This is a genomic window from Streptomyces sp. SID5469 (assembly GCF_009862865.1).
Classification (GTDB): domain Bacteria; phylum Actinomycetota; class Actinomycetes; order Streptomycetales; family Streptomycetaceae; genus Streptomyces; species Streptomyces avermitilis.
In genome coordinates, this window is sequence record NZ_WWIN01000001.1 from 4,069,021 (window position 1) to 4,082,163 (window position 13,143).

Below are 13,143 nucleotides of genomic sequence, written 5' to 3' on the forward strand. Positions count from 1 at the left end.
CATGGGGACCATTCATGCGCTCCTGGTGGGGATCGACGACTATCCGTCGCAGACGGCGACCCCGCTCAGGGGCGCCGTCACCGACGTCGAGGAGGCCGCCCGGCTCGTGACGGAGCTCGTCGGCGAGAGGGCGGACCTGCTCTTCCTGCGCGACGGCGAGGCGACGGTCGCGGCCGTCGAGGACGCGGTCGTACGGCAGTTGGGCGCGGCGGGGCCGGGGGACACGGCGCTGCTGTGGTTCTCCGGGCACGGCACCCAGCAGCGGGCCACGGGCGCGGATCTGCTGATCGAGGCGACGGGGCAGAACCAGGCGCTGGTGTGCGTGGACGGGCCGCTCCTCGACAAACGGCTCGGCGCGCTGCTGGAGCGGGTCGCCGAGGGCGGTGCGCATGTCGTGGCGGTTCTGGACTGCTGCTACGCGGGCGGCGGCACCCGCGCGGGTGTACTGACCCCACGTTTCGCGCCGCCGTCCCCGGACTGGGACTGGGGCGAGGGCGAGGGCGGGGGCGGAGACGGGGGCGAGGGCTGGGATTTCGGGGCGGACGAGCGGGCCCGAGGGGTCGTCGCGGCGGCCGGCTCCGGTACGCCCGCGCCGACCCGTCATGTGCTGCTCGCCGCCAGCCGTCTCGACCAGCAGTCCTTCGAGGGCCACTTCGGCGGCCGGCGGATGGGGGCGTTCACGTACGCACTGCTCGGCGCGGTGCGCGAGGCGGGGCCCGGCCTCGGCTACCGCGAGCTGCTGGCCGCGGCCGACGCCCGGCTGCGCCGCTCCGGGGGCCGTCAGCAGCCGGTGCTGTACCCGGTGACGCCGGGCGGCCCCGCGGACCAGCCGTTCCTGGGCGGCGCGGCGCGCAGACCGAGCCCGCATCTGCTGCGGTTCGGCGCGGACGGCTGGGAGGTGGACTGCGGCAGCGGCCACGGTCTGCGGGACGGCGCGGGAGCGGAGGGCACCGAGTTCACGGTGGTGGACGGGGAGCTGGTCGGGCCCGTGGTGCGGGCGCGGGACGTGCGCACGGAACGTACGCTCGTCGACCCCGTGGAGTGGATGCCGGCCCGGGAGCAGGTGTATCCCGTGACGCTCTCGGCGCTCGCGCTGCCCGCGGCCGGCGTGGCTCTGCTCGGCCCTGCGCGGTCGGAGGAGGTACGGGCGTTGGAGCGGGCGATCGCGTCGGCCGGGCCGGGCGGCGGGCCCTCGCCGCTGCTGCGGCTCGTCGGCAGCCCGCAGGAGGCCGCGGACCTGCACTTCCGGGTCGAGGTGCGGGCGGGTCTCGCGCACGTACTGGGCCGGGACGGTACGCCGTTCGTCGACCCGCTGCCGCTGACGGACCCGGCGGCGCACGCCCGCCGGATCGCGGACTGTCTGGTCCATCTGACGCGCTGGCACCAGCTGCGTGATCTGACGCCCCGCCCCTCCCTCCTGGACGGGCTCGTCCGGATGGAGATCGTGCCGTGGCACGCGGCCCCCGGCCAGGCGCTGACCCCGGACGGCTCCGGGCAGATCACCGTCTCCTACCCGCCGGGAGCCGCCGGGCCAAAGGCGCCGTGGCTCTCGATCCGGCTGCACAACCGCTCCCCCGACCGGAAGCTGTGGTGCCTGCTGCTCGACCTGACCGACAGCTACGCCGCCGACTCGGCGCTCTACCGCGGGCACTTCATCGGCCCCGGCCACACCGGGTACGCGCTCGACGGCGATCCCGTACAGCTGTCGCTGCCGCCGAACCGTGCGGTCGTCCCCGGTGCCGCCGCCCGGGACTGGCTGAAGCTGATCGTGGCCGAGCGCGAGCTGAACACGGTGCCGTTCCAGCTGCCCGCCTGGGATCCGTACGCCGTCGTGGCCCGGGACCGCGTGCCGGGCGACGGTGTCCTGCGGTTCACCGGCCCCGGCCACGCGGCGGACGGCAGCCGTGACCTCGGGCCCGCCTACGGTGCGGCGGCCGGCCGCTGGACGACGGTGACGGTGCCGCTGCGGACGGTCGTACCCGGCGGGGCGGCGCTGCCCGGGCCGGGGGCGTTCACTGGCCCAGGTGGGTGAACCCGGCCCAGGCGCTGAGGTCGTCGGGGTCGATGTGCCGGACGCGGTCGGCGAGTTCGGCGGGCAGTTCGGCCGACCGGTCGCGGTCCGGGTCCAGCATCCACAGCTGGGCCCGGCGCAGCGCCTTGGCGGGCGGTTCACCGCCCGTGCGCAGATAGTGGTGCGTCAGGTACATCAGCACCGAGGTCGCGTCGTCCGGCACCGGCCACAGGGAGCCGATCACGGAGCGGGCGCCGGACACCAGGAAGGCGGTCGCCAGGGTGTAGGCCTCGTTGTGGCCGCGGCCCGAGACATGGCTGCGGCAGGCGGCGAGCAGCACCAGCCCGAGGTGTCCGCGGCTGCCGTCACTGACCGCCTCGGTGAGTTCCTCGGCCGACAACTCCCCTTGGTGCAGGGCGAGATACGCGCTGCGCGGGGCGTTCTCGGCGACCACGGCGTGGCAGGCGAGATGCAGTACTCCGCCCTCGTCCTCGCCGCCCTTGCGCAGCCAGGACAGCACCTCTTGCGGGCTGCCCGCGCCGTCGGCGGGACCGCTGCCGCGCCGCCCCAGGAACTGGCCGCGGGGGTAGAACGCCCGCTGCACGGCGTCGGCCTCCTCGCCCGCGTAGTGCAGGTCGCCCGTGGGGTTGCCCACCACGAGGGCCGCCCCGCTGTGGGCGACCGCGGGGCGGGCGGCCACCTCGCACAGCAGCCGGGCGGAGGCGGCGTACGAGATCTCGGCCGCCTGGAGCGCGTAGCGGCGGCGCCCGTCGTCGCCCTGCTCCCATGCCGCGTGCCACGGTACGAGTCCGAGGGCGCCCATGGGCACGAGGACGAGCCGGGGGACGCGGCCGGCCCGCGGCTCGGGAAACTCGGCGAACAGCGGCCGCATCGCGGCGTACCAGGCCCAGCCGCACAGCCGTTCCAGCTGCTTGCGCAGCGTCGGGGTGTCGACTCGGGCGCCCTGGGACCCGTACTCCCCGGTCGCGAACCCGGGCACGGGCCCGAGGTCACGCTCCGGTCCGCCGTCGCGTCCACCCTCACGTCCGCCGTCACGTCCGCCGGGCGCGGCCGTCTCGCCGCCGGGTCGTGGCCCCGCGTCGCGCGCGTACGTCCCCGCCGGCGCGTACTCCTTGAGCGGTGCGGCGACCTCCGTGAGGTTGGGCAGGGGGACGGCGTGCACGTCGCCGCCGTTGGTGACGACGACCGCCGTGCCGCCGCCGTCCTCCGAGGCGGGCACGAGGTAGACCAGCGCGTCCTTGCGCAGGGCGCGCAGGGCGTCGGCGATCTCCCGTGGGGTGGGCGGGTCGAGGAGCCGTTCCTGTGAGACGTCCCCGGCGGTGAGCGCGGCGAGCACCCGGCGGCGCAGCTCGCTGGGGAGCGTAGGCCCGCCCCCGGCGGCGGAGAGCGGGTCCCCGGCGCCCGCGGCCCGCCACTGCTCGGCGAGGTCGATGTGGCCGGCCGCGACAAGGCGTTCGGGCACGGTCGTCGAGGTGGTGGCCGCGTGCAGGACGAGCCCGCGGCAGGCGTCGAGCGCCTGGACGGCCTCCTCGGGAACGTTGTCGCGCAGACACCACCCGGCGACTTCCAGCGCCGTCGAGGTGGCCTGGGCCGCGGCCTGCGCGGCGTGCGCGGTGCCGGACTGGAGCAGCGCCGCCCAGGCGTGGCCGCGCAGCGCCTCCAGACCGATGCGCCGGCCTTCGGCGCGGTCGCCGCGGCCGAGGTCGTCACGGGTGCGGTAGGCGCGGCCGAGCGACAGCCCGACCGGCGCGTACAGCCGGTGCTCGGGCCCCTTGACCTGCTCGAAGGCCTTCTCGAAGAGGGCGATTCCCTTGGCGAGGTGGCTGCGGCGCAGATGCGGCGTCGGCAGCATCTCGGACAGGACGCAGTGCGCGGAGGCCAGGCAGTGGCCGTAGCGCAGCCGGCTGTCGCTGTCCTCCTCGGCGAGGTCGTGGGCCTCCCGGAGCAGGGTGACGGCGTCGGCGAGCGCGTCCGCGTCCCGGTTCCGCATGGCGCGGCCGAAGCGGGAGATGCCGTTGTCGCCGAGGACCCAGGCGCGGTGGCTGCGGGGCAACCGGGCCGCCTCGCGGCGCAGTGTGTCCACCGTGGGGCGGCCGGGGGGCGGGGGCGCGAGCGGGGCGCCGAGAGACCGGGCCAGCTCGTCGCGGTTCATGAGGGCGTTCTCCAGGGACGTCCACAGCTGGATGCGTGAGGTGTCCTCGGGGTCCAGGGAGGCGTGCGCTTCGAGGACGGTCGCGATGTGGCGGTCCACGGCGGCCAGATCGCCGCGCTGTGCGGCGTTCTGCGCGTCCATGCCGGCCAGTTGCGCGTCCATCATGCGCCGCATGTAGTCGGAGATGTGGGGCATGTCGCGCAGCTGCCGCCAGGCCTCGGCGGCGGCTTCGAGGTCGTCGGCGGCGCCGACGGTCTGTCCCCGGTGGGTACGCGCGAGGAGTCTGGCGAAGGCGACCTCGGGGATCGCGGTGTCACCGGCCCCCGTCGCCGCCGCCCGGTCGAAGTGGGCCAGCACCTCGTCCATCCGCGCGCCGGACCCCGCCATCTCGTCCCGCAGCCGGGCCGCGCCGACCACCGCCTGGGCGTGCCGGTCCCAGTCCGGGTCGACCCGGCCGTGCTCGAGCACGATGTCGAGGAGCCGCTGTTTGCGGTCGGCGCCGACGTCGGTGTTGTTCGGGTCCAGCACCACCAGCTGCGACAGCAGCATGGCGGCGAGCCGGGGCCGGAACTCGTTGTCCGGCGACAGCGCGTCCAGCCTCGCGAAGCCCTCGTCCAGGATGGCCATACGCCGTCTGTCGCCGCCCATGTCCCGGTAGATGCCGGGGAAGTCGGAACGCTCCCCGAGGTCGACCAGGTTGCGATCCTCCTCGGTGACGAACATCGCGGTGAACATGTCGCGGAGTTCCTCGAAGCCGGGCTGCTCGGGCAGCCCCTCGGTCTCGGCGTGGAGTCCCATCTCTTCGAGGCCGTGCCGCGCCCAGGCCAGCATCATCCTGGCCAGCTGCACGCTCTCCGGGTCGAGTTCCTCGTCCGCCATCGCGAGGGACGCGCCCCGGACGATGTCCTGGAGGCGGCTCGGGTCCGGGTCGTCCTGGTGGCGGATCTGCTGGAAGGTGGCGAGGAGCAGGGCGGCCGCGGTGACGTTCCCGTCGTGCTCCGGCCGCCACTCGGCCACCGCGCGCCGCAACAGCATGATGCCGCGGTCCCGGCCCTGCGGGTCGTCGCGGTGTGCGGCCCGCTCGTAGAGCAGCCGTCCGAAGATGTCCAGGTACACGGGGCTGAGCCGGTCCAGGGCGTCCGGTTCGGCGAGCAGTGCGGCCAGTTCGACCTCGGCGGCGGCACCGTGGCCCTGGTCCTGCCACTTGGCCCACAGCACGGCACGGATGTAGGCGCTGCGGATCTCCGCCTCCCAGGCCCACTCGGGACGGTCGCCGCCGGCCCGTCCCGCGTCGAGGAGCGCGGTGCCGAAGGCGTCCCGCGCCTCTTCGAGCACGTCCCGGTCGGAGGTGACCAGCCCGTGCAGCAGCAGGGCGAGGCCGAGGCTGTGCCGCACGAACGGGAGGTCGCTCGCGGGGCGGGGCGCGTCCAGTGCGGCGCGGTAGTGCGCGGCGGACGCGGCGCCGTCCTCCGCGCTGCCGAGCAGGACACCGCGCTCGAAGCGGAGGTAACCGAGCGCCTCGTTCAGGTCGGCGGCGTCGTCCGGGTCACCGGGCGCCAGGTGCTCGTACGCCTCCTCGTGGCGGCGCAGGGCCTCTTCGAACAGCCGGGTGCGCTCCTCGGCCGGGGCATCCTCGGGGCAGTCGAGGCAGCGGACCTTCGTACCGGCGGCGAGGAGACGCAGTCCTAAGCCACGGACGGCCTCGTAGGTGTCGTGACTCTCGTCGGGCTCGCCGGCCTCGTCGGTCACACCAGGCTCGCCGGTCACGCCGGTCCCGCCGGTCCCGCCGAGCTCGTGGGCCCCGCCGAGCTCGTCGCCCGTAGGCAGGCCCGCCAGGCCCTCGGCGACCAGCGCCAGGCACTCGTCCAGGAGTTCGGGGGACGGCTCGGCGTCGAACTGGCAGGCGCGCACATGCCCGTACATGATGCGCCAGGAGTGCCACTCGGCATCGGTGCCGGGCCGGGCGAAGGCGTGCCCGAAGGCCTCGGCCGCCAGCTCCAGGTCCTCCGGCTCCTGCCGCAGCATGTGCAGGCGGATGCTGAGTTCCCCGGCGTACGCGCACAGCCGGGGCACCTCGGGGTCGTCGGCCGGCAGCCCCGACAGCTCTTCGAGCACTTCCTCGCGCTCGGCAAGGAGGTCGAGGGGATCGAGCAGGTCGAGGTGGTCGGAGGAGTCGGCGGGGTCGGCGGGGTCTGTGGAATCGGGAGCGTCGGCGGAATCGGGAGAGTCGACGGGATCGAGCGGGTCGACGGGATCGACGGGCTGGGCCGGCATCAGGTGTTCCTCACGTACGGGATCGCGTGCGGCTCGTGCGGCTCGCGGTCCGGGATGCTCAGGGCGCGAGCTGTGCGTGGTACGGCTGGAGAACGGAGTTGAGCCAGCGTCGTCCCCCGTCGGTGCCGAAGTCCACCGTGTGGCCGTCGACGGCGGCCAGGGCGCCGGGCGGGCAGCGGTCACCGAAGAGAACGACCGCGCGGTCGCCGGGCTCCCGTTTGCTGGCCCAGACGAACCCCTGCGCCCAGGGATCGGTGTGCTCCCGTATCCAGTGGGCCCAGTCGCGGGTGTACGCGTAGTCGGCCGCCTCGGTCTGCACGAGCCAACTGTCCTGGTGGACGGCGGCCAGGTCCTGCCCGGTCATCAGCGAGACGACATCGAGGTCGGTGGTGAGCCGCAGCGCGCTCAGCCCGCGCCGCTCGACGCTCACCCGCGGCAGCAGCCGGGGCCCGCCCGACGGGTCGAACGGCACGGAGCGCAGCAGCGTCTCGCAGACCGCGGCGGCCGGGGTCGAGCCCGCGTAGAGATAGCCGTACGGATGGCAGGAGGTGCCGTCGAAGCGGCCGCCGCCGTACAGGCAGTGCGTGGGGCGCGGGTTGAACGCGGCGGCGTCCCGGTGGACCGAGTGCACCCGGTGCAGCAGGGTGCCCCGGGCGAGGGTGGCCTTGCCGGGGGTGCCGGTCAGGGCGGCGGGCGGCCGGTGGTTCGGCACGGCTACTCCTCTTCCATCAAGAACCGTGCCACGTCGGCCAGGTGGCCGTCGCGGCCGGTGCCGAGCAGCACGACGGGGCGCGCGCCGAGCCAGGCGTTGCCCGACAGCCACCAGTCGGCGGCGCCCCACGGGTCGCGGTCCGCGGCGAGCAGCGCGTTGACCTCCAGGACCACCAGCCAGGGCAGGGTGCCCTCGGAGAACTGGAAGCGGGGCAGCCGGGGCCGGCCGCCCGCGCCGGCCAGCCGGATCAGATCGGGCGCGTACGGGTCGCCGCCTTCGCGCAGCACCGTGTCGGCGTCGAGGGCGGGCGCGGCGAGCAGCCGCTCGCGCACCGGGCCGAGCACCGGGCCGACCATGCGGTGGCCGTCCATGAGCAGCACCGCGAGGTCCTCGGCGTGAAAACCCTGGACGACGGGGCCGGTGGGCGCGCCCTCGTCGAGTACGTCGGGGGCGAGCCGGGCCTGCTGTGCGGCCCCGAACTCGTCGGGCAGCGCCTCGCCCAGCAGCGCGGCGGCCCGTGCGGCGGCGGCCAGCCGCTCCCGCTCGGCGGTGTCCCGGTCGCGTACGACGCGCAGCAGCTCGGTCAGCCCCTCGCGCGCCGCCCGGTCCAGGCGTGCGGCGATCCGGTCCCAGGCGGCGGCGGCCGCGGCCAGCACGGCGTACGGATTCAACGGTTCCCCCTGTCGTGTGTCACCGGGACCCGGTGTCGTGGTCCGCGCGGTCGGACAGCAGCCGCTCGATGAGGTCGGCGCGGGCGTGGCGGCGTACCACGAAGTGGACGTCCCAGGGTGCGCCGCGGGCGAGTTCGGCCTCCACGGCCGCCCAGAGCGCGCCGAAGCTCTCCAGCGGCGACAGTCCGCCGCGGCCCGCGCCCGACAGGGGCAGGCAGACGGAGTTCAGGGGCGGGTCGAAGCGGCGGGACTCCTCGGCGAGGAGGGCGAAGACCCGGGTGACACCGCGGGTGATGTCGGCGGGCTGCACGTCGTAGTCGTTGGTGCCGAAGCGCGGCACGGCGACGGCCATGTGGTAGATCCGCCGGACGCCCTGTGCGGCGAGGGCTCCGGCGGAGGTGGCGGCGACCGTGCCGGGCAGGGCCGCCCGGCCCGGCGCACCGTGCCGGACGGCCCATCCCCGCAGCTCGTCATGGACGCTGTCCTCGACGAGTCCCCCCGTGGGGTCCTTGTGCGCGCCTGCCCGGCGCAGGGTCGCGGCGACCGACGACTTGTACGCGGCCGGCAGCGCGAAGTACGTGTTCGACGGTGAGACGACGACATCGACGTCCCGGAGCAGATCGACCGAGTGCACATGCACCGTGACGGACACGGGCCGGCCGTGGACGTACGGCTTCAGGACGCGGTGTGCGGCGGGGAGCGCCACCGGCCGTCCCGTTGCCGGGACTTCACGCGCCGGGGCGGCCGGGGCGCCGGCGATGCCCAGCACCTGCTCCGTCAACTGCCCCAGCACCATCAGTTCGTGGTGCTTGCGGAAGCGTTCGACGCTGACGCCGTACACCTCCGCGGCCCGTCTGCGCCGGTCCGCGGCCGGCCAGTCCCGGGTGCCCTGGGCGAGGCCCAGGCTGTACTCGGCGGCGGTCTGAAGTGTGCCGCCGCCCAGTCCCGCGACGGCGGTCCGCAGCAGTACCTCGACCGAGCGGCTCGCCAACTCCCCCTGTTGTCCGGGCAGTTCTCGCGCGATGCGGATCAGCTCCGGTGTGTCCAGTCCCCTCAACCGAACGACCCCGGCCCGCCTCACCTTGCGCACCTCCGCGAGAACCGATCCGTGATCGGGCAGGTGAGGGGGCAGCGCCATGGCGGCAAGGATCGCACCGCCGCCACCCCCGTCACAAGCCCGTTCCGTGCTCCCCTGGCTGTTCTCCACGTCCATTCCACACGACGGGCCGGGCGCACTCGGGTCGCTTTCGGGGCGGATCCGGGGCAGGGCCGTACTACCTGTCTGTACTGCCTATCCGTACTGCCCATCCGTACTGCCTATCCGCACTGCCTAGACGAACGTGCTCACCACCGCCGCCACCGCGAACCCGGCGACGGACAGCACCGACTCCAGCACGGTCCACGTCCTGAGTGTGTCCCGCTCGCTGATGCCGAAGTACTTCGACACCATCCAGAAGCCGCCGTCGTTGACGTGCGAGGCGAAGATGGAGCCCGCCGAGATGGCCATGATGACCAGGGCGACGAAGGCCTGGGAGTGGTCGCCCGCGGCGAGCAGGGGCGCCACGATCCCGGCCGTCGTGACGATGGCGACCGTCGCCGAGCCCTGGGCGACCCGCAGGACCACGGAGATCAGGTACGAGAGGACGATCACCGGCAGGCCGACGTCGTTGAAGGTGTCGGAGAGCGCCTGGGCGACGCCGCTGGCCTTCAGGACGGCCCCGAAGATGCCGCCCGCGCCGACCACGAGCAGGATGTTGCCGACCGGCTTGAGGGACGAAGTCGACACCGTCTCCAGGGACTTGCGGGACCAGCCGCGCCGGATGCCGAGCAGGTAGTACGCGAGCAGCAGGGCGATGGTGAGGGCGACGAACGGGCTGCCGAAGAACTCGATGACCGAGCGGAGCGTGGAGGGGTCGAGGGCGATCGAGGAGAAGGTGGCGGCCAGGATCAGCACCAGCGGCGTACCGATGATGCCGAGGACCGTGCCGAGGGGGACGGGCTCCTCACGCGGCTCGACACCCTGCGCGCGCTGTTCCTCGATGACGGCCAGCTTGGCCTCGGCCGCCGCCTCGACCATGTCCTGCGGTACGGCGACGAAGATCCGCCTGCCGATCCAGGCGGAGTAGACCCAGGCGGCGAGCACGGCCGGGATGCCGCAGACGACGCCCATCAGGATGACCCAGCCGAGCTGCACGTGCAGGAGGCCGGCCGCGGCCACCGGGCCGGGGTGCGGCGGCAGGAACGCGTGGGTCATCGACAGGCCGGCCAGCAGCGGCAGGCAGTAGAGGAGGATCGACTTGCCGGAGCGCTTGGCGGCCGCGTACACGATCGGCGCGAGGACGAAGATGCCGACGTCGAAGAAGACCGGGATACCGAAGATCAGGCCGGTCAGGCCCATGGCGAGCGGGGCACGCCGCTCACCGAAGAGGTTCAGCAGCCGGGTCGCCAACACCTCGGCGCCACCGCTGACTTCGAGGATCGCGCCGAGCATCGTGCCCAGGCCGATGATGATCGCCACATGGCCGAGGATGCCGCCCATGCCGCTTTCGACGACCGACACCGCGGTGGACCGCTGGACCGTGCCGAAGAGTTCGGTGACCGACAGTCCGGCCGCGAGGCCGACGGCTATGGAGACGGCGAGCAGGGCGACGAACGGCTGGAGTCTGACCTTGATGATCAGGATCAGGAGGAGGGCGATTCCGAGGGCGGCGACCGTGAGCAGGCCCGCGGTGCCGTCCATGAGCAGGAGCAGGCCGCCGGTGTGGGGTGGCGTCTCGGGGGTGGCCGGGGCCGTCGCTGCGAGCGGATACGAGATCAAGGGGGGCCTCTTCTTGAGGGCATGGTGCTTTCGGGCAGGGGGGATCGCGGCACGGCGCCCCGGGGATGACGGGCGCCGCACCGTGATGACGTACGACGTGCGGGAGTGGGAGGACGGGGCTCAGCTCAGTACGGCGAGCGCGTCGATCTCGATGAGGAGGCCGGCCGGCAGGCCGACGTACACCGTCGTGCGGGCGGCGGGGGGCGCGGTGAGGCCCTGCTCCTCGAAGTAGGTGTTGTAGATCTGGTTCATCTCGGCGAAGTGGTCGACGTCCGTGAGGTAGACGCGGATCATCATCGCGTCGTCCCAGGTGGCGCCGCCCTCTTCGAGGATCGCCCGCACGTTGGCGAGGGTCTGGAGGGTCTGCTCGCGCAGGGTCGGGCCCGCGGGCGTCGGGGGCTTGCCCTCCTCGGCCGGCAGGAAGCCGACCTGCCCGGCGACCTGGAGGATGTTCCCCTTCCTGACGCCGTGCGAGAACTTGGCGGGCGGGGTGGTGTGGGTCTTGGGGGTGAGGGCGGTCTTCTCGGTCTTCTCGGTCATGCGGAGTCCTTAGCCGGGGTCTTTCGGGTGGTCTCTCGGGTGGTCTTTCAGCTGGTCTTTCGGGGGCTTTCCGGAGTAGTCGCGGCTGATGGCGTCGGCGGTGCGGCGGACCAGCGGCAGCAGCGTGAGGAGCTCGTCGGCCGTGACGACGACGTTGGGCGCGGACACCGACATCGCGGCGACGGCCCGTCCGTCGGCGCCGCGGACGGGGGCGGCGACGCAGTTGATGGACTCCTCGTGGCCGCCGAGGTCGGTGGCCCAGCCCTGTTCGCGCACCTTCTCCAACTCACGCAGGAAGGCAGGGGCGTTGGGGATCGAACGGGCCGTGTACATGGGGTAGTCGAGCTTCTCCGCGAGGGCGCGGCGCTCGGGTTCGGGCAGGTCGGCCAGGAGCAGCTTGGCGACGGCGGCGACGGTGATGGCCACCGGCTTCCCGATCCGCGAGTACATGCGCACGGGGTAGCGGCTCTCCACCTTGTCGATGTAGAGGACCTCGTGCTCCTCGTACACCGCGAGGTGGACGGTGTGTCCGCACTGCTCGTTGAGGCGTACGAGGTGGGGGTGGGCGATCTCGCGGACGTCCAGGTTCTCGACGGCTTCCTGGGCGAGGGCGAAGAGCCGGGCGCCGAGGCGGTAGCGCTGGTCGGACTGGCGGTGGACGAGGCCGTGCTCGTGCAGGGTGCGCAGGAGGCGCAGCGCCGTGGACTTGTGCACACCGAGCCGGTCGGCGACCTGGCCGAGGTCGGCGGGGCCTTCGGCGAGCAGCGGCAGGATGCTGAGGGCGCGGTCGACGGTCTGGCTCATGGGGTACGTACCTCCTCCTGGGCCCGATCAACGGCTTGTGTCCAGCCGGGGCCGAGTCGAAGTGTCTCCCACGCGGTGTCGTCGAGGGCGGCCAGGCGGTCGGCGTGGTCGCGGGCGGGCGGCACGGCGAGGTCGCCGGGCACGGTGAGCGCGGCGGCGGCCATGAGGTGTCCGTGCCGGAGGCGGTCGCGGACGGGCAGGCCGCGGAGGGTGGCGGAGAGGAACCCGGCGGCGAAGGCGTCGCCGGCCCCGACGGCGGCGACGACATCGACCTGGAGAGCCCGGACGAAGGTGACCGTGTCCGTTGAGGTGTCGCCCGTGCCCGGCCCGCCGGGCCGCCGCTCGAAGGCGGTCGCTCCTCCCCCGCCCTGCTTGACGACCAGGACCTCGGGCTCCGGGAGCGCGTCCCGGATCGCCCGGGGGCCGTGCAGCCCCCAGGCCGCCCGTGCCTCGTCGTCGCCGACGAACACGAGGTCGGCGCCGCGGGCGAGCTCCAGCAGCACCCGCGGCCCGTCCGTGTCACGCCACAACCCGGGCCGGTGGTTGACGTCGAAGGAGACGAGCGGGCGTGCGGGCCGGCGGGCGGTGAGTTCGCGCAGCAGGCCCAGGCAGCCGTCGGACAGGGCGGCGGTGATGCCGGACAGATGCAGCACCCGGCCCGCGCGGACGGCGTCGAGGTCCATGTTCTCCGCCGTCATCGCGGAGGCGGCGGACCCGGCCCGGTAGTACGCCACCTCGTGGGCGTCGGTGGCCCGGTCGCCCGCCGTGCGGAAGTAGACACCGGTCGGGCGTGCGGGATCGCGTCGCACGGCGGAGGTGTCGACGCCGTACGCCGCGATCGCCTCCACCAGGTGGTCGCCGAACCCGTCGGCGCCGACCCGCCCGGCCCACCGCACGGAGTGCCCCGCGGCGGCGAGCACGCACGCCACGTTCGACTCGGCGCCGCCGATGCCACGCTCGAAGGACGGCACGTCGGCGAGGCGTCCGGGCCGCGTCGGCAGGAACGTGACCATGGACTCGCCGAGCGCGACGACGTCGTGGGCGTCGCGGGGCACGGCACCGGTACGTCCGTCGGTGGTCACGATGGCCGGGCTCCTCGCTGTCGCGCGGCCAACGGCACCGTTGACCCTGTGTTGGCTG

At 73.9% G+C, this 13,143-nt stretch carries 9 protein-coding genes; 1 reads left to right on the top strand and 8 read right to left on the bottom strand.

Features of this window, described 5'->3' with window-relative positions; all coding sequences use genetic code 11:
* The first annotated feature begins 1 nt into the window (after position 1).
* The gene (locus tag GTY58_RS17140) at positions 2-2,032 is read left to right on the top strand and encodes a caspase family protein (protein WP_010984702.1); all 2,031 of its coding nucleotides are present in this window, start codon (positions 2-4) and stop codon (positions 2,030-2,032) included.
* Here the strand turns inward: GTY58_RS17140 and GTY58_RS17145 are convergent.
* The 8 genes from GTY58_RS17145 to GTY58_RS17180 all read right to left on the bottom strand — a co-directional run bounded on the left by GTY58_RS17145 (position 2,013) and on the right by GTY58_RS17180 (position 13,085).
* Positions 2,013-6,458 carry a CHAT domain-containing protein gene (locus GTY58_RS17145; RefSeq protein WP_010984703.1) on the bottom strand — a complete coding sequence of 1,482 codons (4,446 nt, stop codon included), beginning with the start codon at positions 6,456-6,458 and terminating at the stop codon, positions 2,013-2,015. The two genes, GTY58_RS17140 and GTY58_RS17145, sit on opposite strands and share 20 nt — an antisense overlap.
* Positions 6,459-6,516: 58 nt before the next feature.
* On the bottom strand, positions 6,517-7,170 hold the full coding sequence (locus GTY58_RS17150) for an RES family NAD+ phosphorylase (RefSeq protein ID WP_010984704.1): 654 nt from the start codon (positions 7,168-7,170) through the stop codon (positions 6,517-6,519).
* 2 nt (positions 7,171-7,172) lie between these two features.
* Positions 7,173-7,841 (bottom strand): hypothetical protein, encoded by a 669-nt coding sequence (locus tag GTY58_RS17155; RefSeq protein ID WP_010984705.1) that lies wholly within the window; start codon positions 7,839-7,841, stop codon positions 7,173-7,175.
* A gap of 19 nt (positions 7,842-7,860) precedes the next feature.
* Positions 7,861-8,979: a hypothetical protein gene (locus GTY58_RS17160; protein WP_037645237.1), complete on the bottom strand. Its 1,119-nt coding sequence runs from the start codon at positions 8,977-8,979 to the stop codon at positions 7,861-7,863.
* Positions 8,980-9,171: 192 nt separating this feature from the next.
* On the bottom strand, positions 9,172-10,656 hold the full coding sequence (locus tag GTY58_RS17165) for a gluconate:H+ symporter (protein ID WP_037645236.1): 1,485 nt from the start codon (positions 10,654-10,656) through the stop codon (positions 9,172-9,174).
* A 123-nt stretch (positions 10,657-10,779) separates the two neighbouring features.
* Positions 10,780-11,199, bottom strand: coding sequence for a RidA family protein (locus tag GTY58_RS17170; protein WP_010984708.1), 420 nt, complete (start codon positions 11,197-11,199; stop codon positions 10,780-10,782).
* A 9-nt stretch (positions 11,200-11,208) separates the two neighbouring features.
* A complete protein-coding gene (locus GTY58_RS17175; protein WP_010984709.1) occupies positions 11,209-12,003 on the bottom strand; it encodes an IclR family transcriptional regulator in 795 nt (264 codons plus the stop codon).
* Positions 12,000-13,085: a sugar kinase gene (locus GTY58_RS17180; RefSeq protein WP_010984710.1), complete on the bottom strand. Its 1,086-nt coding sequence runs from the start codon at positions 13,083-13,085 to the stop codon at positions 12,000-12,002. Before GTY58_RS17180 ends, GTY58_RS17175 begins: the two co-directional genes overlap by 4 nt.
* Positions 13,086-13,143: the final 58 nt, after the last annotated feature.